The 23,900-nt window shown below is 60.2% G+C and carries 23 protein-coding genes and 1 pseudogene; 16 read left to right on the top strand and 8 right to left on the bottom strand.

Translation table 11 applies throughout. From position 1 onward, the window contains the following. Window positions 1-166: 166 nt before the first annotated feature. Window positions 167-778 carry a hypothetical protein gene (locus tag ACF0H6_RS13170; RefSeq protein ID WP_395250097.1) on the bottom strand — a complete coding sequence of 204 codons (612 nt, stop codon included), beginning with the start codon at window positions 776-778 and terminating at the stop codon, window positions 167-169. A gap of 266 nt (window positions 779-1,044) precedes the next feature. On the opposite strand from ACF0H6_RS13170, the gene ACF0H6_RS13165 reads away from it, so the two are divergent. Both ACF0H6_RS13165 and ACF0H6_RS13160 read left to right on the top strand, forming a co-directional pair. Further along, window positions 1,045-1,767 carry a hypothetical protein gene (locus ACF0H6_RS13165; protein ID WP_395250096.1) on the top strand — a complete coding sequence of 241 codons (723 nt, stop codon included), beginning with the start codon at window positions 1,045-1,047 and terminating at the stop codon, window positions 1,765-1,767. Continuing rightward, window positions 1,767-2,885 carry a C40 family peptidase gene (locus ACF0H6_RS13160; RefSeq protein ID WP_395250095.1) on the top strand — a complete coding sequence of 373 codons (1,119 nt, stop codon included), beginning with the start codon at window positions 1,767-1,769 and terminating at the stop codon, window positions 2,883-2,885. Before ACF0H6_RS13165 ends, ACF0H6_RS13160 begins: the two co-directional genes overlap by 1 nt. A gap of 134 nt (window positions 2,886-3,019) precedes the next feature. On the opposite strand, the gene ACF0H6_RS13155 is transcribed toward ACF0H6_RS13160, so the two are convergent. After that, window positions 3,020-3,934: a hypothetical protein gene (locus ACF0H6_RS13155; protein ID WP_395250094.1), complete on the bottom strand. Its 915-nt coding sequence runs from the start codon at window positions 3,932-3,934 to the stop codon at window positions 3,020-3,022. Between the two features lie 44 nt (window positions 3,935-3,978). Further along, the gene (locus ACF0H6_RS13150; protein ID WP_395250093.1) at window positions 3,979-5,157 is read right to left on the bottom strand and encodes an AAA family ATPase; all 1,179 of its coding nucleotides are present in this window, start codon (window positions 5,155-5,157) and stop codon (window positions 3,979-3,981) included. Window positions 5,158-5,373: 216 nt separating this feature from the next. Here ACF0H6_RS13150 and ACF0H6_RS13145 point away from each other — a divergent pair, with 216 nt between their 5' ends. The 14 genes and pseudogenes from ACF0H6_RS13145 to ACF0H6_RS13080 form a co-directional block, all read left to right on the top strand. Beyond that, window positions 5,374-5,661 (top strand): hypothetical protein, encoded by a 288-nt coding sequence (locus ACF0H6_RS13145; protein ID WP_078108165.1) that lies wholly within the window; start codon window positions 5,374-5,376, stop codon window positions 5,659-5,661. Between the two features lie 2 nt (window positions 5,662-5,663). Further along, entirely contained in the window at window positions 5,664-7,058 is a 1,395-nt protein-coding gene (locus tag ACF0H6_RS13140; protein ID WP_395250092.1) for a type IV secretion system protein, read from the top strand. Then, window positions 7,051-8,148, top strand: coding sequence for an SCO6880 family protein (locus ACF0H6_RS13135; RefSeq protein ID WP_395250091.1), 1,098 nt, complete (start codon window positions 7,051-7,053; stop codon window positions 8,146-8,148). Before ACF0H6_RS13140 ends, ACF0H6_RS13135 begins: the two co-directional genes overlap by 8 nt. Further along, complete coding sequence (locus tag ACF0H6_RS13130) at window positions 8,103-8,537, top strand: SCO6880 family protein (RefSeq protein ID WP_395250090.1); 435 nt, start codon at window positions 8,103-8,105, stop codon at window positions 8,535-8,537. Before ACF0H6_RS13135 ends, ACF0H6_RS13130 begins: the two co-directional genes overlap by 46 nt. Beyond that, complete coding sequence (locus ACF0H6_RS13125) at window positions 8,534-9,997, top strand: ATP-binding protein (RefSeq protein ID WP_395250089.1); 1,464 nt, start codon at window positions 8,534-8,536, stop codon at window positions 9,995-9,997. Before ACF0H6_RS13130 ends, ACF0H6_RS13125 begins: the two co-directional genes overlap by 4 nt. Next, window positions 9,997-11,127 (top strand): type IV secretory system conjugative DNA transfer family protein, encoded by a 1,131-nt coding sequence (locus ACF0H6_RS13120; protein WP_395250088.1) that lies wholly within the window; start codon window positions 9,997-9,999, stop codon window positions 11,125-11,127. Before ACF0H6_RS13125 ends, ACF0H6_RS13120 begins: the two co-directional genes overlap by 1 nt. Continuing rightward, window positions 11,063-11,815, top strand: coding sequence for a type IV secretory system conjugative DNA transfer family protein (locus ACF0H6_RS13115; RefSeq protein WP_395250087.1), 753 nt, complete (start codon window positions 11,063-11,065; stop codon window positions 11,813-11,815). Before ACF0H6_RS13120 ends, ACF0H6_RS13115 begins: the two co-directional genes overlap by 65 nt. Then, window positions 11,802-12,308 (top strand): hypothetical protein, encoded by a 507-nt coding sequence (locus ACF0H6_RS13110; protein WP_395250086.1) that lies wholly within the window; start codon window positions 11,802-11,804, stop codon window positions 12,306-12,308. Before ACF0H6_RS13115 ends, ACF0H6_RS13110 begins: the two co-directional genes overlap by 14 nt. 77 nt (window positions 12,309-12,385) lie before the next feature. Continuing rightward, entirely contained in the window at window positions 12,386-13,555 is a 1,170-nt protein-coding gene (locus ACF0H6_RS13105) for an ArdC-like ssDNA-binding domain-containing protein (RefSeq protein ID WP_395250085.1), read from the top strand. Between the two features lie 56 nt (window positions 13,556-13,611). Continuing rightward, the gene (locus ACF0H6_RS13100) at window positions 13,612-14,124 is read left to right on the top strand and encodes a single-stranded DNA-binding protein (RefSeq protein ID WP_395250084.1); all 513 of its coding nucleotides are present in this window, start codon (window positions 13,612-13,614) and stop codon (window positions 14,122-14,124) included. Window positions 14,125-14,403: 279 nt separating this feature from the next. Continuing rightward, on the top strand, window positions 14,404-14,835 hold the full coding sequence (locus ACF0H6_RS13095) for a LexA family protein (protein ID WP_395250083.1): 432 nt from the start codon (window positions 14,404-14,406) through the stop codon (window positions 14,833-14,835). Further along, the gene (locus ACF0H6_RS13090) at window positions 14,828-15,112 is read left to right on the top strand and encodes a hypothetical protein (RefSeq protein WP_395250082.1); all 285 of its coding nucleotides are present in this window, start codon (window positions 14,828-14,830) and stop codon (window positions 15,110-15,112) included. Before ACF0H6_RS13095 ends, ACF0H6_RS13090 begins: the two co-directional genes overlap by 8 nt. Next, the gene (locus ACF0H6_RS13085) at window positions 15,097-15,507 is read left to right on the top strand and encodes a hypothetical protein (RefSeq protein ID WP_395250081.1); all 411 of its coding nucleotides are present in this window, start codon (window positions 15,097-15,099) and stop codon (window positions 15,505-15,507) included. The genes ACF0H6_RS13090 and ACF0H6_RS13085 overlap by 16 nt, the downstream gene beginning before the upstream one ends. A gap of 90 nt (window positions 15,508-15,597) precedes the next feature. Continuing rightward, window positions 15,598-16,773: pseudogene (locus ACF0H6_RS13080) on the top strand (Y-family DNA polymerase); the annotation flags it as partial. A 106-nt stretch (window positions 16,774-16,879) separates the two neighbouring features. On the opposite strand, the gene ACF0H6_RS13075 reads toward ACF0H6_RS13080, so the two are convergent. The 5 genes from ACF0H6_RS13075 to ACF0H6_RS13055 all read right to left on the bottom strand — a co-directional run bounded on the left by ACF0H6_RS13075 (window position 16,880) and on the right by ACF0H6_RS13055 (window position 23,821). Beyond that, window positions 16,880-17,248 carry a hypothetical protein gene (locus tag ACF0H6_RS13075; RefSeq protein WP_395250080.1) on the bottom strand — a complete coding sequence of 123 codons (369 nt, stop codon included), beginning with the start codon at window positions 17,246-17,248 and terminating at the stop codon, window positions 16,880-16,882. Between the two features lie 179 nt (window positions 17,249-17,427). Next, a complete protein-coding gene (mobF, locus tag ACF0H6_RS13070; protein ID WP_395250079.1) occupies window positions 17,428-20,979 on the bottom strand; it encodes a MobF family relaxase in 3,552 nt (1,183 codons plus the stop codon). A gap of 330 nt (window positions 20,980-21,309) precedes the next feature. Continuing rightward, window positions 21,310-21,579, bottom strand: coding sequence for a hypothetical protein (locus tag ACF0H6_RS13065; protein WP_395250078.1), 270 nt, complete (start codon window positions 21,577-21,579; stop codon window positions 21,310-21,312). A gap of 614 nt (window positions 21,580-22,193) precedes the next feature. Then, window positions 22,194-23,450, bottom strand: coding sequence for an MFS transporter (locus ACF0H6_RS13060; RefSeq protein ID WP_395250077.1), 1,257 nt, complete (start codon window positions 23,448-23,450; stop codon window positions 22,194-22,196). Continuing rightward, window positions 23,447-23,821 carry a MarR family transcriptional regulator gene (locus ACF0H6_RS13055; RefSeq protein ID WP_395250172.1) on the bottom strand — a complete coding sequence of 125 codons (375 nt, stop codon included), beginning with the start codon at window positions 23,819-23,821 and terminating at the stop codon, window positions 23,447-23,449. The genes ACF0H6_RS13060 and ACF0H6_RS13055 overlap by 4 nt, the downstream gene beginning before the upstream one ends. Window positions 23,822-23,900: the final 79 nt, after the last annotated feature.

The raw sequence follows: 23,900 nt of genomic DNA, 5'->3' as shown, positions 1-23,900 counted from the left end.
GCGCCGGTTCTGGCCGATCACCTAATCGGCGCCGGGGGATGCTGACGCCAGAGCTCATTGGAATCTGATTGTCGAAGTGGTGAAGACCATGAGTTTCAATGCCAGGGCAAGTGTTGCCCGGCAGAATCAACCAGAATTACCCAGTATTGACATGTCTTTGGGCAGGTCACCGGTTCCTGCCGAGTTCCCTGTCCCGGTTGACCAGATCATGGTTGCCGTCGAGGGGGTGCGGGGCTATGTCGTTTCCCATCTGTCTCGGATCGGCCGCGTGTGCGATGTCGACGACGTAATGCAAGACATCAGGGTGGCCGTTTGGGATGGGGCTACGCGTGGCCACTACCGACAGCTTCCAGGAGTGCGATTCGAGGCGTGGGTTCAGGGAGTATGCGCCAACGTATGCGCCGCACACGTCCGTCGTGAGCTGTCCCATAGAACCCTTCCTCTGGTAGTCGATCCAGTCGGGGCCATCGATGAGCCGCAGTCCGATGCGCTGACCGTTTTGGGCATGGATCGGAGGTGGGCCGGCGGTGCTGACAGGGTTATTGACCGGGATTGGGCCCGAACGATTATCGCCCTGACCCATGCCAGCGTGCACGAGGACGTTTGGGAACTTGCACTCGACAGTCTTACCGCCCCGCGTCGATACGGTCCACCATCCCCGCAGGATCGCCGACGATGGCATGCCGTGACGGTGGTCCGACAAACGGCGCGAACAGTTCAAAATGCCCTCGATGTAGAGCCGCCAGACCTTCGCAGCATAGAGGATGTTTGCCACCAAGCAGTGGAATGTCTGCCGACGCCGGTGCTCCGCCGGGTTGCGGCATGCATCGTTCTTCGGGACGTTCGTGGGCCGGAGAGAAACCGAGTCTTGGAATCATTGGCCACGGAGCTCGGGGTCACGGCACGCTATCTGGCTGTACAGATAGGTTTTGCCAGGCGTTTGTATCAGGCCTCGTGGAGGATTCTTCAGAACGGGATGGTGCGAACCTTCTGAGTCATGTCGTAAGCATGTCGTTCTCGTCATGAACCGGTGAGGAGGCTGTTATGAAGCTATTACGGAGGCGACCACAGCGAAGCAAGCGCGGTTTGCGGGCCTGGTGGTTCGGCGTCATAGCACTCTTGAGCTTGGCCGTCGTGCTCTTGGTTCTCGCCCGCCCTCCAGCGGTGGTCGGATCGGAAGCTGTCCCTCCATCGAGCGTTGAGCCGTCGCCTGCGAGCACAGAGGCGTGGGATGGTTCGCCGCAGCCACCGTCGTCGCCGACCGCCACATCTATGTTGCCGCCTCCAGTTGGTGAGCCTCGAACGACGGATTACCGCCAACTGGCTGAAGCGGCGGCGACGGCGATTTACACCTGGGACACGCGAGCGGCGTCGTATTCGGATGTCTACTCCCGCCTCCGAGACTGGTGGGTTGTCCTGCCTGATGGGTCCAATCCCTTACCGGTATTTGTGAAAGAGTTCGAGGCCACAGGCGTCAACGCCGGCACCTATGCGTCGTTGAAGGCAGCGCAGGCACGCCGATCGGCAACTGTTCAGTCCCATGTGTGCGACAGCGAACTGGCCAAAGTGCGTGAGCACCCGGCGCCTTGGAACGGGCTCCACGTCTGCACGGTGACCCTGAGCGTCGTGGACCAATCCAACTCTGATCGAAACGCGTACATGGCCCCTGTAAGTGTCATGGTGAACTGTCCGCCAGCAACAACAGCCCCAGTCGATCATTGCGTCCTGGTCGGCTTTTACGCGACGCCAAGCAGGATTGTCTACTGATGCCGACCATAGCAATTCTGGCCGGCTCGGCGAAGCGCAGCGCAATCCTGCGGGCGTCGATTGCCGCTGCGACGGCATTGAGTCTCTTCCTCGTCATTGCGTTTTTCGCCGGCGTCGCGGTGCTCACGGCTGGATCGGCGGCTTCGGCAGATGTGTGCTCGATCGCTGTGCCAGCCGCCGGTCAAGATTTGTCGAACGCATCCGAGGGGTTGGAAATTCGACCGCGCGGCCAGCAGCCGATCATTCTGACATCTGGGCAGCTTTGGGTTGCGAGGACCTACATTGCAGTGGGGAAGCAGATGGGGGTGCCCAAAGACGGTCAAATCATCGCCATAATGATGGCTCTCCAAGAGTCCGGCTTGAGGGTCTTGGCCAACATGAATGTCCCAGAGTCGCTCCGATTCCAGCACGATGGCGTAGGCAGCGATCATGATTCCCTCGGCACAGCCCAGCAACGGCCCGCTGCCGGCTGGGGAACCATCCCGCAGCTGATGGACCCTAACTACAACGCACGGGCCTTCTACGGCGGCCCGAGCGGCCCCAATCAAGGCAGCCCGCCAGGGCTGCTTGACGTCCTCACCTGGCAGTTCATGGATAAGGGCAAGGCTGCCCAAGCTGTTCAAGTATCGGCGTTTCCTGAGCTGTACGCGCGGTGGGACACTGAGGCAACGGTAATCGTCGACGCGCTCGCAGGTGGCAATGCACCAGCTTCTTGCGACAGCTCTCCTAACGGTTCGGCGGCGCGGGGAATGCCGAAGAATCTAAGCCAGCTCCGGAGGGACATCCTGCACTTTGCTCAAGAAGGGCTGGGCGGGGCATACGTGTGGGGTGGGACGGCGTTCAAGGCGTGGGACTGCTCGGGTTACGTTCAATGGATCTATAAGCAGGTGGGGATCAACCTCCCACGGGTAGATCAGTGGACCGTGGGGCACCAAACTGAAAATCCACAGCCAGGGGACTTGGTAGTGCAGAACCCGCAGGGGCCCAACAGCTGGGGGCACGTCGGCATCTATGCGGGCGATGGCATGATGTACAGCGCGCTCAATCCGGCTGTTGGGACGTTGTCGCATCCTGTGGATTGGAACGATGGCACGGCGTATTTCGAGCTTCTGGACTGACGCCACCAAAGCCGGCAGCGGATCGGGCGGTTGGTATCTGGGCGCGGTTGACCGACCTATTATCAATATCTATTTGCCATGACCGCTGGTCTACTTTTGTGACCTAGTTAGGAAAATACGAGCTCAATCAGACATCAAATCGCACCTTGACCGCCGGGCAATTTGTGCAGCTCCAGTGCAATTGTGTCCAAATTTACAAGTCTTCCAAGATAATAGTCCGATTGCTGCTCAAACCTTGCACTGTCGAGCATTGCCAGGGTTAGTTGGGAGCCTTTGTGCTTCTTTTCCCGTTCGCTAACGGGAAACGCTAGCGCCACCAGGTGAACGACAAATCCGGGGAACAACTTTCCCTTAATAAGTCGGAAGTATGCGCCGTCTTCATAGAACCTGTCGACCAGTGTGCTAACTTCACGAAATTTACTTTCTGGATCTTCGATTTGCGCCGCGCTTATCAACATCTGATGATGATCTCTGTAGCGTCCCCAATCAAATTCTCCATAAGTATCTATGTTGATGGCCGATGGCCTGGAGGGGCGAACGGCGCATCGGGAACCCAGAGGTCCAGCAGCGATACATAACGTTATCCACTGCCTCCACTGAAGGGCGAGCTCATAAGCAAAGTTTCCAATGCGCGCAGCGATGCCCTCCGCCTCATCCGCAGTAAGGGAAAAGACGGTACCAAGTGATCTGACGAGGTCTCCTTGGCGATAAATCTCCGCTTCCACGTCAGTCCCGTGAGTGTACACTATATGTTCGTTCACTCGAAGACCAAGGTTAAATTCGTCATAATCTCGGTCAACTAGAAATACCAGATGCTTGAGAGACTCGTTTGTGTGAAGAGTGAGATCGCCGCTGGTTTCAAAAAAATCATGGAGTGCAAGTACTGCGGATTTACCACCGGTGCCGACATCGTCATCGGCAACTTCTTCGCTTCTTATTACCCTGACACCCGCAGCCGCGAGGTCGGGATTTCCTGTGATAACACGCTCGTAGTAGACGGCGTCGTGATTTTTTCCTTCCACGAACGCCGTATATTTGGCGGCCGTCATTCGAGCAACTCCGCGAAATCCGATTCGGGAGTACTTGGGACGGCTCACAGCTGAAAGATCTGGTTGTCGGGGATCCGTGCCACCACTTCGGGCGAGTGCGTCGCGAGGATTAGCTGACACCCCGGGTTGACTTCCTGCATGCAGGAAACTAGCTGACGCTGCCAGTCGATGTGCAAGGAAAGCTCGGGTTCATCTACGAGAACTGGACTGGTTGCTCCGCTAAGAGTGGCAAGTAGGATTCGCAGAAGCTGTTTTTCTCCTGACGAAAGCCGATCCATGCTCATCGATCGTCTCCCAACGAGAACTCTAATTGTGCTGAATCGAGAGAACTCGATCCGTTTATCTCCCGAGTAGAGCTCGCCGATTACCTTTTGGAAGGCCCGTTGAGATCGTGTAGTGTCGTCGATTTCCTGGTTTACATCACGGATCCTATGGACGACTTGCTGCAGCTCGGGCTGATCTCGGTAACGGCTGATAAATGCGTTGCGATCTAAATCGAGCGACATCTTCTGTTGAACTAGGAAGTCCACGATGAGTCGGTGAGCTTCGTCTTCATCAATCGTAGAGTCGTGGTCCATCTGGTTCGTGTCGGATTTAGTATAGCTTTGAAAAAGAATTGAGATAATATCGGCCAGGCCCTTTTGCTGAATTTCTCTAATCCTCACCAGGGAGACAGAGTTATATTGTCTCCAAGCTGTTTCTATTTCGACCTCAAAATTGAACTCGTCTAGGTTCAAACGCATCTCTCCACCGCGAAATGACTGGCTTTCTTGAACGTGATTGAGGCGACTTATTGGGAGGTAGCTGTGTTTATATCGAAGCGGATAGCGGAAATCTTCATCGCCCTGAACGAGTCGGGTATCCCATCCGCTATTAGCGGCGTATTCTTCATCCTCGGAGTCGCCGCCAACGGGCTCTGTTTGGAATCGCCGGTTCCCATTGCCTGAATCTGCATTTGCCGACTTACTAATTTCCTTTGTTAGAGTTCGCTCGAATGTAGCACCGTAGTCTTCGCTAAAATAGACGACTCTAGCCGTTTCGAACGCCACATCCGCAATCAGGCTGGCATCATTTATCAATGCGGATTGCAGGATTCTAAGAAAGGAGGTCTTGCCTGAGCCGTTGAGTCCCCAGAAGACATTCAGCGACTGGTCTAGACGAAAGTGATGGTGTTTCTTCGATCCAGCCAGATCGGTGATCTCAGCCTCAAGAATTTTGGTCACGGAGGTCCTACTCTGCTTGGAGCCTGTTGAATTCCAGCCAAGTGTACAGTGACGATGATCCGGTTTGGTGATGTCCATTCCGCGTGTTCTTGTGGCTCTTCGGCTCGGCCCAGTTCCTGAACTTCTTCGCACGTCATGTCGTTCCGTCCAGTCTCCTCCATGAAGTCGTGAGCCCAAACTGCTCATTCCTTTGGAAGTCGATGGACGGAGTGCTTCATGCTTTTGGCAGCTGTGGATCCGGGAATCACGCCGAATCCTAATTTTCCTTTTCTTGCCTCGCTGAAGGAGATCGGCGGCGGCATCCTGGTCGGTGCCTTCATCGTGATCGCCATCGTGGCGATCGTTGGGGCCGCGATGCTCCTGGCAGGCAAGTTGAGCCAATCGTCGCGGCTGGCGTCAGGCGGCGGCATGATCCTGCTCTGGACGGGCCCGGTGGCCGCGATCCTTGGCGGAATCAACGGCTACATCCTCTGGTCCCAATCTGCATTCCCACTCGGATTCTAGCCATGCCGGTTCAGTGTGACCTGAACGGATGGTGGCCGCCGGGGTGTGGCCTTGTCTCACATGCGAACGATGGCGTTCAAGGCTCCATCACGTCGGTGTTCGCGGAGATCCTCCAGAACATCGCATCGTGGATCTGGTCCTTCATCACGGGCGCGTTCAGTGTCTCAAACGTTGACGACTCCCAATGGACTGCCGTTCAAGGACTGACGGATTGGTGGGTTGTGGTCATGCTGCCCCCGCTCGTCGTGGCCATGATCCTTCAGCTGCTGTCTGCGCTCATCAGCCAGCAGCCCCGTCGTTTGGTCAGGGCACTCGTTGGTGGTGCTGTTGCCATTCCGATGGTGGCCGGTGCGGTCTACTTGGCGCGGCAGCTCACCAGGGTCGGCGATTCCGCTGCTTCGGCGCTTCTCGATTCGATGGGAACGGACCCGTATGTGGTGTTCATGAGGCTTTTCGGCTTCGAGCGTGCCTCTGAGGGATCGGGCCGGGAATGGAACGTCGTGTCCCTGGCTCCGGGCACGAATAGCGGAGCAGCGGGGGCGGTCATCGTCACCTCGATGGCGGTCATCGTGGTGTGGATTCTCGCGTTCATCCTGATGTGCTCGATGATCTTCCGGTCGTTCGCGCTCATCGTGCTTGCCGCCGTCGCGCCCGTGGCACTGATGCTCATGCCGTGGGAAAAGACGAAATCCTGGGCTCGGCGGTGGTGCGAGATCGTTGTTGCCTTACTCATCGCAAAACCGCTGGCCGCAACAGTCCTCGCGGTGGCCATCAAGCTCTTTGCCGAGTCGAAGTCATTCGCTGGGCTGGCCGGCGGCGCCGTTGGTATGGCTTTGGCGTGCGGCGCCCCTCTTATGGCTTTGAGGCTCGTTAGCTTCGCTGGCGGCGAGTTGGCTGCAGCTGCGCAAACCGCGGGAGGCGGCCATGTACTTTCGCGCAGCTCAGCCTTCACAGCCCGGCAGATCAGTCGGCAGACCGGTGGTCGATTCACGCTCGCTGGGTTAGCAGGTCGTTCGGCAATTACTCGGCCTATCCCCTCGAGTCGTCCGCAGTTCCCCTCGACTGCGCAACCGCCCCGCCCTTCCCTGCCGGGAACTCCGGTAGCTGCGTGGCCGTTGCGGAACCCGCGTGGAAGCGGTCCAGCGCCAATGCTCGACGCCGGGACGGAGCCTTCGCGTCTTGCCTCGCCTGGAGCGCGGGGATCTGGGGGATCGACCTCGGCACCCCATTCGCCCGGTGGGCCGACTCCGAGAGTCGCGAGCCAGCCACCGCAGTCCTCGCCGGCAGAACCTTCAGTCTCGCCCAAGTCCTTTCCGGCCGTAGCCCCGACTATTCCGCCGTCGCCGCCATCACAAACAATCGTGAAATCGCCGGAAGCCGGTGATCCGCATGTCTGAAAATGCAAGAACGCTTGAGGCCGTCAAGTTCCCTCGTTACGAGCGCCGCGGCCTTTTCATGGGGTTGAAGTGGTATCAGCTGCTTTGGCTTGCCGCGGGTGTCCTAGTTGCAAGCGTCGCCTCGGCTGTAAACGGACCCGCGGGCCTGTTCACCTCGGGTCCGCTGTGGCTAGGGCTGGTTCTGCTTGGGTTGCTTCAGTATTCGCGGATTCCTTACCCGGTGTGGCTCAGCCACGCCATTCTGTTCTTCTATAGGTCGATTTCCAGCCAGACCCGATTTTTGGCCAGACCGGAACGTGCTGTCCTGGTCGGCCGGTTGGCGCTTCCAGGAGGTCTGGGAAACCTGGAGCTGCGTAGGACGACAGGCGGGGAAGCCTTTATTGTTGACGGCCGCGGCCGAGAGGCTGTTGCTGTGTTGCGCTGCAGCACTCGTTCTTTCGCACTGCTGGACGCGGACGACAAAGCCTGGGCAGTGCAGGCATGGTCTCGAGTTCAGGCGGGGATGGCCCAGCGAACGAGTGTCGCACGGATAGGCGTTCAGGACTATACGGTTCCGTATCCGTCATCTGCTCTCCGTGCGTTTTACGAACGCGCGGTGGGCGATGGCAAGCCGGATGAACTCAGCTGGGGACAGCGAGCTTACGAGGACCTGATTTCGGCGGCCGGATCCGCCATGAGTCACGACCTGCTGATTGCTCTCGTTCTTGACACGGCCAAAGCGCGACGGCGGATCAGGGAGTGCGGCGGGGGACTGGCCGGCGTCGAACAGGTACTTCGACTGGAGGTCGAAGCGATCACGACGGCGCTAGCGACGCACAGCGTGAGAGTTGAGAAGTGGCTACCTGAGGACGGAATTCTCGACGTCGTTCGCGGTGCGTTCGACCCGGCCGCGGTTGCAGACCGGGCAGGGCAGAGGACGGCTGATGGGACCGAAAACCAAGGCTCCACGAGCCGAAGCTCCGCCTCCGGTCCGATGGCGGTCGAAGAGCACTGGACGTATGTTCGAACCGACTCAGGGTTCCATCAAACGTTCTGGATCGCAGAATGGCCACGGCAAAAGGTCTTTCCAGGCTTCTCCTTCATCCATTGATCTATGTCGGTGATTTTCGCCATACGGTGACCGAAGTGATCCGGGCTGTGCCCACAACAGAGGCGTTACGGGACATACGTTCCGCCCAGGAAGCCCATGAAACCCGGCGCCGTATCAACACCCGATTCGACAGACCTCTCACACGCGAGCAGAGGGCCGAAGAAGAAGAAGTGTCCCAGCGGGAGGAGGAAATCGTCGCGGGCCACGGAGACGTGCGACCAGCTGCATACATCACCATCACCGCGCCATCCCTCGGGGATTTAGCCAGATACCGCCAAGAACTGGAGTCGGCAGCGGCTGGCGCGTTCGTCGAGCTGAGGCTGCTGGCAGGACAGCAATGGGCGGCATTTGTTGCGGGAGCGCTCCCGTTTGGGAGGGGCCTGCGATGACCCGCGCCACTCAGAACGTTCACTACCTCCCGTTCGGTGGGAAGCGCCAGACGTGGAAAGAACGACGGCGACGGGCTGGGAAAGCCGGACGTCGATCTTGGGCCGACGCACTTCGCCGGATCGATGAAGCGCTCGACGCCGGTCTGGACGCCGCCAGCGAGCGCGGCGGTGACTGGGGGAGTCGAGAAGCGGAATCGCTGCGCGGCCCCCACCGGTTGCGTCCGGCACCGCACCGAGCTTCCACGATGACCTTCGCGGCAGCCTATCCATTCATCACTGAATCCGGGCTGGGCCATGAGGGAACTTACATCGGAACGGACGTCTTCGGGTCCGGTGCCTTCTCCTATGATCCGTGGATTCTTTATGACAAGGGCGTCATCAGCGGTCCATCGATCGTCGTCATCGGCACCGTGGGCACCGGCAAATCAATGTGCGGAAAATCATTGGTAGCCCGGTCGATCACATTGGGGCGAAAGGCCGCCGTAGCGTCTGACCCCAAAGGCGAGTGGGTTGCTGTCGCCAAGGCTGTTGGCGGCAAAGTCATTTCCGTTGGTCCGGGTCGCGCCGCGCGCGTCAATCCACTTGACGCCGGGCCGCGGTCCAGTGCCTTGAGCGACGCGCAGTGGCAGGCGGTGGTTCGCCAACGCCGTCGGTACCTGTTGGTCGCTTTGGTGTCGCTTATGCGCCAGGGAATGCCTCTCCGTCCTGTGGAGCACACAGCACTGGATATGGCCCTCATGGAAACCGTCGCCCAGAACTCAAACCCGACGCTGCCCATGGTCTTGGATCACCTCCTGAACCCGTCTAAGGAAACGATTGGGCTCGTCGGTAGGGATGGAGGCACCGCCGTCAGCCACTCATTGCGCCGCACTGTCTCCGGCGACCTGGAGGGCATGTTCGACGCCCCTTCCACGGTCGCGTTTGATGCCGATTCGCCAATGATGGTCATGGACACATCGGCACTGATCGGCGCATCGGAGCAGGCGCTGTCCTTGGCGGCGGCTTGTGGCGCTACTTGGTTGGAGGCTGCCGTTACCAATCCCGACGGCGGGAAGCGGCTCGTGGTGTACGACGAGGGGTGGCGAATGCTCGCCGACCCCTACATGCTGGCCAAAATGAGCGAGCAGTGGCGACTTGCCCGCACTTACGGGATCGCCAACTTACTCATCATGCACAAGGTTGCCGACCTCAACGAGATCGGCGACAGCACCAGTGGACACCGTCAGAAGGCCCTGGGACTCCTCACCGAGGCCGATACGCGAATCATCTACCGGCAAAAACACGATGCCATGCGCTTGACGAAGGAAGCGCTCGGCCTGACAGAGGCCGAGTGTGAGCACGTTGAGAACCTCCCGAAGGGCGTAGGACTTTGGAAAGTCGGCAATCGCTCCTTCATCGTCGCCAACCGCGTCACCACTGATGAGCTTGAAGTCTTCGGCACCGACGATCGGATGATTTGATGGTCATGCACCCGCGCGCAGGAAACACGAGCCCAGTGGTCACGGCCGGACTTGTCACACTCTCCGGACTTGTGGGCTTTTCCTTCCTTGTTCAATCAACCGCCCGGATCCTCGTTACCTGGCGATGCGGCGCCCCGTCGCCGTCGCCTCTCAAACCGGCAGCCGCCGTCGGACTCGTTGCAGCCAGGATCGACTGGATAGTGCGCCGACCTCCCGACTGCGACGTCAGCACGAGCGACGTCTGGTGGGTCGTCGGCCCAGTATTCGTCCTGGTAGCAGCGCTCGCAGTGATTGGGATTTGGGTGTGGCGACGGTGGCGGCAATCGGGGGCCTGGCTGCGTCAGGAGATCTTAAACCGTGATGGAGTCGCACGCCGCTCGGAAATCTTGCACGATTTCGGGGCGCGGGCCGTTCGGCGGCGGGGAAAGTTCACCCGCCCCGGGCTTAGCAATCCCTCTGTTGAAGATGTGTCTTGGTCGCTCGGGCGCTCTCGAGGAGTCACGATTCACGTCTCGACCGAAGAATCGATGGTCATCCAAGGTGCACCACGTTCGGGCAAAGGCCTTTATGTGGTTATCAACGCCATTCTCGATGCGCCGGGCGCTGTGGTGACGACTTCTACCCGCGCCGACAACCTTGTTGTCACAATGAAAGCCCGCGCTACCGGGGACAGACCGGTGACCGTCTTCGATCCACAGGGAATATCCGGGCTACCCTCGACGTTGCGCTGGTCTCCGGTCCGCGGTTGCCAGGATCCGGATATTGCCACGCGCCGTGCCCTGGTCATCACAGCCGACACGGAGATGAAGGGTGAGAACGCCGCCTGGCAGAAGCGATCCTTGCTCGTACTGCAGTGTCTTCTCCACGCCGCGGCATTGTCTGGCGAAGGTGTAAGCGCATTTCGGCGTTGGTCATCGAGCCCGGTGTTGGCTCGAGAAGCGGTGGAATTCCTGAGCCGTCCAGGGGCTGCGCTGGGGTGGCAGGCAGACCTCATGGGAATCCTCGAGGACGATCCAAGGAACACGTCCAATTCCTGGAATTGGTGTTTCCGCGGCTGTTGCACCGTTGTCGTCGCCCAAGGTTCTGGCTGCGCTGGATCCCCAAGACGAGTCGGAGGAGTTCGACCCTAAGAGTTTCATCCGTGAGAGTGGCACGCTTTACTTGATCGGCACCCGAGCGGGAGCCGCAGCGGCCGGACCGTATCTCGCCGCGTTAATCGACGACATTGACAATGCCGCCCGGGAAATGGCGTTCGTCTCGCCCGGTGGTCGGCTCGATCCGCCCCTTTCACTGATCCTCGACGAGATCGCCAACCTCGCGCCTTGGCCCGGGCTGCCCATCGCCCTCGCCGACGGCGGAGGGATCGGCATCTCAACACTCGTGGTGTTGCAGTCGCTCTCCCAAGCCAGGACTGGGTGGTCGATTGATGAAGCGGCCACGATCTGGGACTCGGCGATCATCAAGGTGATCTTCGGTGGCGGTTCGGACGAACGTGACCTTCGCTCGCTCGCCGGGTTGCTGGGGGAGCGGAGCCTGACTCTGAACACACGTTCCTGGCCTTCCCAAGGACGTCAGGACGGGGAACAAATCCGCGACAGCCCCGTTATCGCGCTCGACGAAATCCGCCGATTGCCCGTCGGCACGGCGCTCATGCTGGGCCGGCGCACCAGGCCCATCCTTTTGGATCTGCGCGAATGGCACAAGCGCAAAGACGCAGCGGAACTGGGACGTTCCAAGACGGAAACCGAACGCGCCCTGGCCGAAGGGCATAGGCAGCGACAACAAATAGCCGAAGGATCGAACGATGGAGAACCGTGACGACGTCGAATACTTTGATATCCCCTCAGCAGGTGAGGACGACGAACTGACCGCGGAGCTCTTTCGCTCGGCTTTCCGCGCCACTGGGGCTGCCGCGGGAACGACTCACCGCTGGCGGGATATGAGCCCGCAACAGGCCGAAAGCGTGTGGGCCGCGCTCGCAGCCTGGGTGAGATGGCTGGTTGCCACTTATCAACTAACGACGTCGGTAGTGCCCGATTGCTGGTGGAGGCATCCGGAGATGGTCGCGGAGCTATATGCCCTTCAACGTTTAGAGCAGGTCTCGTTTTCCGCCGACGATGCGGGCTTCGGACCGCTGGCCTTTCACGAAAGGCTGCCACACGCCGTCGAGCGTCTGCGGATGCATTCCCGGACTGCCGGGTGCGTAGGTCTACAGGCGCACAAAGAACCGACCCCTAGGTTCCTCGAGATAGACGATCCGGAGTTTCTCGAGTGGAAGTTGGCGCATCACCAACCCGCGGCCGGGTTCTGAAGTCATGCCGTCTGGGCATCCAGAGACATGAACAGGTATCCGCTCCAGCGGATTCAAGAGGCATGGAGGTGGCCGTCGTGGCTCCAGGAAAAGAAAGCGCATCGCGTTCCACCCCGGCCGACCCTGAGTCCGCGTTGTCCGAATTTGGCAAGCAGCGCATGACTCCGGAGGAGCGCATCGCCGTCCTGACGGATGGACTCCACACGATCCTGGAACAGGCCGTTGAGTCGCCATCTCGTTGGCAAATGCTGTTGGACGCTTCTGCCACTCTTTGGCGGTACTCCGGCGGAAATGTGGCTCTGCTAATGATGCAGATGGCGCAGCGCGGAACTGATGAGCCCACCCTCGTGGCTGGGTACAGGGAATGGGAACGCCACGGCCGCGCAGTGTTGAAAGGCGAGCATGCCCTGTGGGTCATTGCGCCGCGCACTTCACGTATGCAGGAATTCACTTTGCCCGACGGCAGCCGGCAGCGGACGCGCGTTGGCGAGAAGCTACCTAGCGGCGCTGTCGAAAGCGGAAAGAAGACCGTCATCACCGGTTGGCGTGGTCAGGCCGTCTTCGACGTCTCCCAGACGGAGGGGACACCGCTGCTTGTGCCGCGTGGTGGAATCGAACGAGGAATGATCGATTCAGACCTTTTCAATTCTTTGGCTGAGGTTGCTCACCGGCGCGGCTTTGAAATACACGTCGAGGACGCCCAGTACGGACTCACAAGTGGCTATACGGATTTCTCAAAGCACCGCGTCCAAGTAGGTGCTTGGCTGAGCGCGGAGGAACGCACCGCCGTACTCGCCCACGAGCTGGGGCACGTTATTCTGCACGGCCCGGACGACGACGTCGGACGGCTTTACGGCAGCAGCGCGGACCACCGGGGGCTCGCCGAAGTCGAGGCCGAGTCCATTGCTTACACGGTCCTACGTGCCCATGGCATCGACCGCGGACCACAATCAGCCTCATATTTGGCGGGATGGGCAGACGCTGTCATCGAAGCGGAGAACGACGCTGTTTCGCAAGGTCCAGGAGGCAAGTTGCCTCGGTCGCGCTCGGACATTGCAAAGTCTGTTCTGGGGCGAGTTACGGCGGCAACTAAAGGGATTCTCGAAGTCACCCAGCCGTCTGGGTTCGGAGGCAAGGTTCCCGCAGTCGAGGCTGCTCCACACCTCAACCAGCCGACATCTTACGTGAGCGCGGGGCAGCCCTTGGCTCCGCTGGCAGGGCCTGTGATTGCCGGTCCTGGGGTCTGACTCTAAGTTAGTTGTCCAGCGAGAAATGCTCGCTGCGACTGGAAAGGATGAAAGCAATGAGCACCAAAATTCCGATCAGTATTGCCGGCAACCTTGTCGCCAACCCCGAGCTGAGCTACGGCGAATCGGGCGTCGCGCACGCCAAGCTGCGAGTCGCAGTCAACCAGCGAATCCAGGGAGCGGACGGCGCGTGGCAGGACGGAGAGCCTGTCTTTCACAACGTCTCGGCATTCCGCGCGCTAGCGGAGAACACTGCGAACTCCCTGAAAAAAGGCGACCCCGTCACAGTGGCGGGCGAACTCGAATTCCGCTCTTACGAGAAAGACGGCGAGAAACGCGAGGCCCGCCGTATCGTCGCCGACACGATCGGACCGGACCTGCGCTTCGGCACGACCGTATACCAGCGAGCCGCGCACACGGCGGTTGCCGGGTCTGATGCTGGAGTTCAGGCAGGTCCCGAGTTCGCGGCTGCTGCTGAGGCGGCGGCACCGGTCTACAAAATTGCCACGAAGAGTCCGGTGGTGGTGCCCCCTTTCGGGGCGCCGCAGGGGAATGAGATGAGTTACTAAGGCTCCGCCCCGTTCCGCCGGGGACGAAAAACCGAATCAGATCGATGTGCTTCCCATGGCGGCACATCGATCTTTTGCCCTCAACTTGGTGTGATCTTCGATTCGCAGGTACGACGTTAACTTGGCGAACCTCATTGAGGTGATCAAATCGTCCGTTTTGTTGGCAAACGCCGGCTCCCACTCTTGGTCCCTGCATCGGATGCAATTCCGCAAAGAAATGAAACTGTCGGTGCCGAGGGCTAGACTTTATTCGAACATATTTTCGAATAAAGGTGTGTCATGAGTCTTGCTTTGGACCCTCGCATGATAGACGCGGGGGCCGCGCCGGGGCATATCCCGGTGGCTCCGGTGGCCGTTCCGGCGGGTTACCCGTCGCCGAGCCAGGACTATTTTTCCTCCGAGCTGGACCTGAACGAGTACCTGATCAAGGACAAGACGAGCACTTACATTGTGCGGGTTGCCGGGGATTCCATGGAGCCGGGCGGGATCAGTGACGGGGACGAGCTGATCGTGAACCGGGCGCTGGAACCCAAGGACGGGTCGGTGGTGGTGGCGGTCCTGGACGGGGAACTGACGATCAAGCGTCTGCGGATCACCAGGGCGGGCGTGGTCCTGGAGGCGGATAATCCGAGTTACCCGCCGATCCGGGTCCGTGAGCTTTCGGATTTGCGGATCTGGGGCGTTGCGATCAGGTGCCTTCATTATGTCTAGGCCTGTGGTGATGCGCCGGATGCAGGAAATCGCCCACGTGGAGGTCAATTGCTTCTACGCCAGCGCCGAGAGGATCTTCGATCCTTCCCTGGAAGGCAAACCGCTCATCGTTCTGACCGATTATGTTCCGGGGAACATAATTGGACTTCTGTGGCCTGTCTGGTTATGTGGCCTCAACCGCGACGTGGTGGGCGGATTCGGAGCGGGACAAATTCCGCGCGTTGGCTATGATGCATTCAACTACGCGCGAAAGCACTGCAAATGGCACGCATCTTGATCTATGTGTATCTCTTCCTCTTGGGCTATGGCCTCAGCTGGGCCGGGCGACACCGCATGGCCATCAAACCGGGCGGAAAGGGCGAGATCGGCTTCGAGGCAGTCCACCTTGCGGTCCTTGTCACCGCCGCCGCGATCACTTTTGCCCTGCCTCCGATGACGTCCTACCAGGGGCTACCCTCACTTGCGTACGCCGCCTTCACGGCCCTGACGGTTTCGCTCGTAATTTACGGCCTAAAACCGCTGCGCCTGGAACACCAAGACCGACAGAGCAGAGACGTAGCGGAAAGATCCAGACTGTCCTCGGCAAAATGGCCGCAATCGGTGGCCTGGGGTGCCGGACACGGACTCGCAATCATATACATTACTTCGATTGCACAATATATGTTCCCCTGACAAACACATTGCTTTCAGGGAAATACCGCATTCCCATGCCACGACGGGTCTCCGCAGACTCAGGCCACATAACCAGACAGGCCACAGAAGTCCAACAACGACGGCTGCGCGGTCACGAGGTCGAGCGAGGCAAAAGCCCTGGGGATCGCGTTGGGCGAGCCGTGGTTCAAGCTCGCACCGCGGGCGAAGGAATGGGGGCTGCTGGCCAGATCGAGCAACTATGAGCTCTACGGTTCGATCAGTACACGGGTGATGGAGCTGCTTGGCCGGTATTCGGCGTGGCAGGAGGTCTACTCGATTGATGAGTGTTTCCTGGGCGTCAAAGGCTCCGGAGAGGATCTGCTGGCCCTCGGGCGTTCAATGAAGGATGCTTGCAGGACGCACGTCGGGGTGCCGGTTTGTGTGGGCATCGCGCCCACGAAGACCCTGGCGAAGCTGGCCAACAAGTGGGCCAAACACAACCCTGTCTTCGCTGGGGTGTGCCGGTGGGAATCCGTGCCGGCGGCCGAGCGTGAAGCTCTGATGTCCCGGCTGTCCGTGAGCGAGATTTGGGGTGTGGCCACCAGGCTCACGAAGCGCCTGGGAGCGATGGGGATCTACTCGATCCTTGACCTGTCCCGGGCGAACCCGGTGGCGATTAGGGACAAGTTCTCCGTGGTGATGATGCGCACCGTCCTCGAGCTGCAGGGAACCCCCTGCATCCCTATGGAGGAGGAACGGATCGGCCGGGACCAGCTGATTTTCAGCCGGAGCTTTTCGACGCCGATCAGGACGGCGGCCGACATGCGTCAGGTCATGAGCGTGTACGCGCAGCAGGCCAGCGCCCGCCTGGCCAAACACGATCAGCAAGCCAAAGTTCTGACCGCCTTTGCCGGTACGTCCGATTACAGCCCGGGCAACACGTCCTACCCGTCCGTGTGCGTTGCGCTGCCCATGCCCACCGCTGACCCGGTGATTCTCACCAAAGCGGCCCACGCGCTGATCCCGCGGATCAACGACGGCGTGAAATACGTCCGTGCCGGGATCATGGTCACCGACCTGCGGCCCAGCGGCAACCAGAAACCTCTGGAACTCTTCGAGAATCTTCACGAGGAACGTGGCATCGGAACGCTCCTGGAGGATGTCAGCAAGCGGTACGGCCGCGGTTCCGTCGGCCTGGGTTACCCCGGCATCAAGGGCGGACCGGACTGGACCATGAAACGAGACATGCTCTCCCCCAGATACACCACCCATTGGGACGAACTACCCCTCGTCAAAGCGGCCTGAACCTCGCCGGCGGAGCGCTACCAACCTTTCGAGACAACTTGGGTTTACCTAGGATTCCAGGTGAGACCGGCCGTCCGTCAGTGTCTGCGGTGAAGTCCACGCTCACTCACGAGCCGCCGCTGTACTTTGTTCCCGGCGCCCAGGCGTGGCAGTGGGAGGCCTGTAGGTAGTAGGTGGCAGGCCAAGGCATCCCGGGCATGACTTGGGCCGGATCCGGCGAAATTAGCAGGACCGATCCTGCCCAGATGGGTTCTTGCAGCGCTTCCAGCCATGCGGTTTGGACATGGCCGAAACGGTTCCAGTTGATGGTGATCCACGAACCAGTAGGTTCAAGGGCGTCAACGCTGAGGATGGTGATTTCCGTGGTCGTGCCGTGCGTCCGTCTGACGTCCTCGAAACGATTCCACTTTTCTTTGGCGTCTAAGAGCCAAGCACGACGACGGCGGCCGCGAACCAGCCAAATCAAGCCGACCAAGGCCGTACAAATAAGGAAGCTAGCCCAGCGAAGTAACTGGGTTGAACCCTCAGGCCACCTGACAGCCAGAGCTAACGCAGCAAAGATAGCCACGCCCACGCTGGCGAGTACCAATGCGGGTGTCACGACTCTCGGCTTAATGACTGGGTTTGAGACCATGAGTTACCTTCTTGTTCAGTTTAGAGCTGCCAACCGACATTGATAAGGCTGGCTTCATGAGAAATATGGCCTCCTGCCCAAATGCTCGGTTGTTTATGCTCGACTTCATGTGAGGGCGCCCGGTCGATAAAGTGCTGAATGGCTTCGTAATGCGTTTTCCGCTCCCACTCGTGGTCCGCCGGCCTCGGCCCGAGCGGCAATGGTGAGTCGTCGATGCCCCATCTGTCCCGATAGACCGCGACATTGCTAATCACTGGACCCGTGTCGTCCTGAGACGCCAGGTTCTCAATGAGGTTTCGCTTCCATTCGGTGTCCTGCAGCAAGGCGGCTTTTGCAAGGTTGATCGCCCTGCGTCTGATCCGGTCGGATACCTGGCTGACCATGTCGGCGAGGTCGGGCCGATCAGTTTGAACCGGGTCCGGGATCAGTGCTGGCTTGCTCTCGGGCATTCTCGATACGAAGCTGAGGAGCCGGGAGTGGATTACCGAAGTTGCATCCTTCATCGACCCACTCGTCTCCAACGCCTTTGCGATGATCCGCTGTGCGCTTGGACGGCTAATTCCATTGGACCGGCGCCACGCCGCCGCCACTGCACCCCAGGACGGGGAATGCTTCAACTCGTCGATTCTCGAGGGCGCGAGCACTTTGAGCGTCTTTGTCAGCTCCTCGTCCGCAGCAATTTGGGCGAGGTAGTCGTATTCGGCGCTGAGCCGTTCCAGGTTGTCTGCGCTCAATCGTTCACGCTCGGCAACTTCGTGGGCGGTTCGTTCGGCGCCCTCGGCAGCCAGTACCTCGCCCAGGATTTCCTGCCAAGATGCTCTTAAGGCCGGATCCAGAGGTTCGTGATCCGCGGGATCGTTCTCGCTGACGTAAGCGTGGTTGCCGAGACGACCCCGCGTCATGCTTACGTATAGCAGTTCGCGTGTCAGTCTGCCCTGCGTGACAACGGTATGACCCGCGTCCACGGTGATTCCTTGGGAGCGGTGGGCCGTCGTCGCATAACCCAGCTCTACAGAGGACTCTACATAGCCACGGCGCAACGTCACCGTCGCGCCGGTATCCCCGCGGACCGCAACGAGGGAGCCGTCGCGGCGACCAACGCGTACGACGTCGAGTAGGGTGCCATTGCGGATGAAGTCACCGTGGCTGTCCGAAACAGTGCGATCGTTGCGGCGCGCGATGATCGTGTCACCGCAGCACGCACGGAGCCCATCGCTCAGTGGCGCCGCCCGTTCGGCGTCCACAAGTCCTTGAACCACGCGGTCGGCTTGGGCCCGTTCGTTCAACATGCTGACTGTGTCGTTGTCGGCCGCGATGAGGATGGCCGACTTGCCCGCGCGCATGTCGGACTGCCAGCTCAGGTAGGCCTGAGCGACCATGTCGGTATAAGTCCCGTGTTGAATCCGCTGGTGCTCCTCGTATGCGCTAACGGCAGAGAAGTCCCCGGCCCGGAGCTTCAGCGAAGCCTCTCGTTCCCAGGTGTGTTCGAAGCGCCGTATGGTGGTTAGCCGTGCAGCCTTTCCCTGGCGATCCAGCCACCCGAGGACGCCGCCGGCGTCGATGGCGTCGAGCTGCCCGGGGTCGCCTACCAACAGGACTTTAGCTCCGGCGTCCCGAGCTTGTTGCACAAGGGCAGAGAGTTGAAGGGTAGAGACCACAGAAGCTTCGTCGACGACGACCAGTTGGTTTGGGCGGAACCGCCATCGGTTCTGCTCCGCGGCTAGACGAGTGGCTTCCTGCGCCAGCCGGGGATTTGCAGTTAAAGATTGGCTCAGCCGCTTTTCGGCATCGAAGAACCTACCTGCCCGGTTGCCAGCCCCCCCGCCTGCGGATTCGTGGAGCCACTTCGCGACATTCTCGGTGACCATGGACAGCTCCCTCCCAAGAACTTCCGCGCTCGCCGCCGCGGGTGCCAGTCCGACTACGCTGCCGATACCGAATTCCGCCTCCCACGCAGCCTTTACCGCGCCGAGGGTCGTTGTCTTGCCGGTGCCGGCCGGACCGACGACGGCATCGAGCCGATTGCCGCTCAACAGCACCTCGGCAGAAGCTGCACTCTGATCGGAATGCAGGCCGAAAGCGCTGCGGTGCCGGTAGTTGGCGAGCGCGTTGATGGCCTCAGTCGCGCGGATAGCCGGGCCGCCGTCGTCGTTCCTTGCAGCCAGGATGGCCTCCTCACAGGCGAGGGTGCCGGCGTCGGTGTAGAGCCGGGATCCATGGAAGTCGAAGACGCTTCGGGCACCGTAGTGGAGATCGGGGCGCGCATTTGCGGGGACGCTGTAGCGGTATTCGTTGAGGGGAATCGATTGGCTTTCCGCCGCGGTTGCGACGGAGTCGATCAGCGCGTTGCGGTCATGCGGGGTTTGGCAGCGGATGGCGGCGCAGACCCGTTCGGCCTCTGCCAGGAGGTTCCAGCGGTTCCAGGTGGCGCGTTTGGCAGCCACACGATCGCGGGTCAGACTCGCGACGGCGTCTACCCAGTCAGCCGCGAAGTCGGACATGCGGAATGGCGCAGTTCGGGACCCCCGGACCGTGGCTGCCAGCACGAATTGGGGTTCGAAGCCTTTGCCAGTTGCCCGTGCGCGCCACCGTGCCGAGAGCTGGTGTAGTGGAGCGATGCTTTCGCTCTTGGGGGTCCGGGTGGAGAGCGTGGCCTGTTGGCGGAGCTTTACGGTCTGGGTTGCGGTGGGTCTTCTGCCGTGGACCTTGATCCATTCGGCGACAAGGCGGTCGGTTTCCTGGTCGATAAGGCGGGAGCGGTTGGAGAATTCCCGGATCAGGACGTCGTCGATGCCCGTGAGCTGGGGGCTCGGGTTGTGGGTGGTGGCTGCGGGCTCGCGGATATCGGTGTCGGTGCCGAGGTCTCGTTTGAGGCCGTCGAAGAGGAGACCGTTGTAGTGCTCGCTCGCCGCGACAGCCGCCTTGTAGAGCGTCCTTGAGTCCAGGGTGACCCAGGCATCGTCGGTGATCCGTTGGATGCGGTTGGCGATGACCATATGGGTGTGCAGTTGCGGGTCTCCGGAGCGTGACTCCCAGTGGTCGAACGCGGCGGCAATGGCGCCGCAGGTGCCGATGCCTGCGACGCCATTGCGCCCCGCGCGGGTGTGAATGACGAGCTCTTCCAGCCAGTCCAGGGTGGCGCTGACGGCGTCGTGATGGGTTTGCAAGATTTGGTCTTGGAGGCTTCGTGGGCTCATTGCCCAGAGCACAGAGACGGATTTGGGAACGCTGAACGTCAAGTCGAAACCAGCGACTGCCCGGCGCATTTCGGTTTGGCCTTGTCTTGTTTCGACGACGGTCGGCTGGCTGTGCGGACGGCCCAGGGGAGCACCGGTATCGGGATGGATGGCGTGGTCGAAGATGGCTTTCGCGTCGGTTTCGGTGACGGGTTCTCCGGATGTTCGGTTGATGCCGATGAGACCGCTGCCGAGCCAGTAGCCCTGGGGTGTCCCGGCTTTCATGTAGTACGTGGTCGTATCAACGGGGGTGGGGGAGACGTCGTCCATCATCGTGGTCTTGAACAGGTACTTCAGACCAGACTGGGCGGACAGCCGGGCGATGGACATGGTCATGGCTGGAGTCTGGGGGATTGTGGGCGGAGTCGAATCCATCCGCGGCGCCGCAGAATGTCCATAGTTGGGCTGTCGAGTCCGGTGCTTATTGCTTGGCAGACCGCCACGAGGCGGGCGGCGACGTGAGCCAGATCTTCGATATTGGATCGCTGGGACCGTTTGAGGCGGGTGATTTCTCCTTTCAGTAGTTCTACGCGGTCCTGCAGCTCGGCGTTGGACCGCTCGAGCAGTTCGAGTTCCGATGACTGCGATCGAAGGGCCGTTTGGAGGGTGTCGATGGTTTGCTGGAGCCGCCTAGTCATCGGATCGAGTGGCCGATTTGCGGAGTCTCTACTCGCCGCGGGCTTGCGGACGCCACTGGTTTGAACAGACGCTGTCCTGCTGATTGGCAAAGGCTGAAGACTCGCCACTGTCATCGCGTGCATCCGTTGCCGTCGGCGACGGTCCCGCCGCCGATTGGCGCATCGCGTCGCGCAGAACCGTTGTGTTTTGCGCGACGGCTCGAACCGCTCGCCACATTCCTCGCAAACTTTTCCGATCACGTTCCTTCATGAACGGCGAGTCAAAGGACGACATGACGCGCCGTGAGTCGGCGCTCACGGTTCGACCTTGGATGCCAGAGGTGTGAATGATGAAATGAAGGTTGCAGTGCCTGTTTGGCGACGTTTCGTTACTTTGGTGCGGGCGAACCGGTAGAGGTGTGCGCGGGGGCGGTGGACGTGCAGGATGTCGCCTTATAACACGTGGCTCGAACACACTGTCGCCATCTGGCCGGCTGCGCAGAGAGAGACTTGCGGCCGGTCACCTACGCCTTCTCAGCTTCTTTGCCCCACCTGTCGTCGCGCCGACAGGTGGGGCAGATTCACGGGTGATCAACAGGCGTCGGTCTACACCAATCGATCTTTTACTGGTCGAGGGTTTCGCGGCCGATGTCGCCCTCAAAGGGGATAGTGTCCGGTTGGAGTCTGAGACCCTGGACCGTCGGGTGTCAATCAACTCTTCCGACCACCCTTTCCTGACATGAAAAATTGGCTCACCCTGACGTCAGTTTGGGGTGTGCTTAATTCAGACATGTCCTGGGTGGTAAACGCGGTGTCGGAGGCGACCAAAAGTGTCGCTCAGGCCTTCCCGCCTCGCGCGAGAACAGGGGATGCTCCAGTGGCTAGCTGGATAGGTTGCGTTACCGGGTCGATGGTGCTCTCTCGGCCTTAGGCTTAGCGGGTTGCCCGACGGAGGGAAAGTGCATTCACGACTTGTGATTTGAACGGGAGTGGGCTCCGGCCACTCACCACTATCAGTGCGACGACTCCCGTAATCATGACCACAGCTCCGCCTATGCCGATCGACCAGCGTGCACCAAATTCGGTGCCGATCCATCCCATCAGCGGCGCCCCAAGGGCAGTCCCCCCCTGACTAATCGCAAGGTAGAAGGCAAGGACCCTGCCACGGAATTCTCCGTCTGTGGAAAGCTGGATGCTGGTGTTGCAGCTATTTACGAAGGTGATGGATGCTAGGCCCACGGGGATCATCATCGCTGCATAGAGCCAGAAAGTCGGCGTCAGGCAGGCAACGAACGAGCACAGCCCCAGTGCAACGGCGCCTCCGATCAGGTGCAGTAGCCGGGGGCCGGACCTGCGAGCTGCAAGGAGGGCCCCACCCAAAGTGCCAACTGCCATGAGCGACCCCAGCAGCCCGAATTCTCCAGGTCCTACCCGGAACTCGGCAGTCGACATTAGCGCATTGGTGATTGGGAAGTTCATTCCGAAGGCTCCAATAAATCCGACCATCCAGAGAATGAGTACCAGATCCGGACGTTGGCGTACATAGTTCAGGCCTTCGGATATCTGGCGCCTGCGACGGAACGTGGGGGAAAATGGGGCACATTCATTGGGGCGGATCCGCCATAGTGAGAGTAATACCGCTGCAAAGCTGGCCGCACTAAGAAGGAAGACGGGCCCACTTCCGATCCATGCAATGAGGACACCGGCTAAGGCCGGGCCTGTGAGCCGCGCGGTGTTGAAAGATGCCGAATTGAGGGACACCGCATTGGCAACGTCTTCCCTATCCACGAGTTCTGACACGTAAGCTTGCCGGGTTGGTCCGTCGATAGCGCTGGCAATCCCCAGACCGAGCGCAGCTGCGTAGATGTGCCAAAGCTGCGCCGCCCCGGCCACGACCAGAAGTCCCACGATCAAGCCGCAGAGGGCCATGGCAGTCTGCGTCCAGATGAGAATCAAGCGCTTCCTGAAGCGGTCCGCGAGAACGCCAGCATATGGACCCAGAATGAGAATCGGGAGAAACTGCAGCCCCGTGGTGAAACCTACGGCAGTACCGGAGTTGGTTGTAAGAACAGTAAGGACCAGCCAGTCCTGTGCAACGCGTTGCATCCACGTCCCGATGTTGGATACCAGCGATCCGCCAACCCACAATCTATAGTTCCGGTTGCTGAGGGAACGAAACATCGGGCTCATTTGGCGCTCATCCGCTGCATAATCTGCGCGGCTTGGCTGAGGATTATTCGTTCTTCTTCGCTGAGCAACTCTATCCGCCTGACCATCCAAGCGGTGCGTTGCTGGCTAGCCTCTGCGAAGACATCCTCACCGGCGGATGTGATTGTCACGAGTATCTGGCGCTTTTCGTCGGGGTGATCCGTGCGGGTTACGAAACTATGCTCGGACAAAGCATTGACGATCCGGGTCATCGACGGTGCCTGCACGTGCTCGCCCTCAGCCAGCTCCCGGAGAGTTTGGGGTCCTCTGCGCAACTGCGCCAGCACGGTGTGCTGACCGGGAGTGATGACGTCCCCGGTCGCTTCGACGCGAAGTCTTCGAGATAACCGCATTACGGCTGTCCGAAGGTCAATGGCCAAAGGGACAGGCTCGTTGCTGTCTGCGAAGTCCTGCTCTGTCGAATTTCCCGCA

Source organism: Arthrobacter sp. NA-172 (assembly GCF_043952055.1).
Classification (GTDB): domain Bacteria; phylum Actinomycetota; class Actinomycetes; order Actinomycetales; family Micrococcaceae; genus Arthrobacter.
This window is presented reverse-complemented; position numbering and strand designations above follow the sequence as displayed.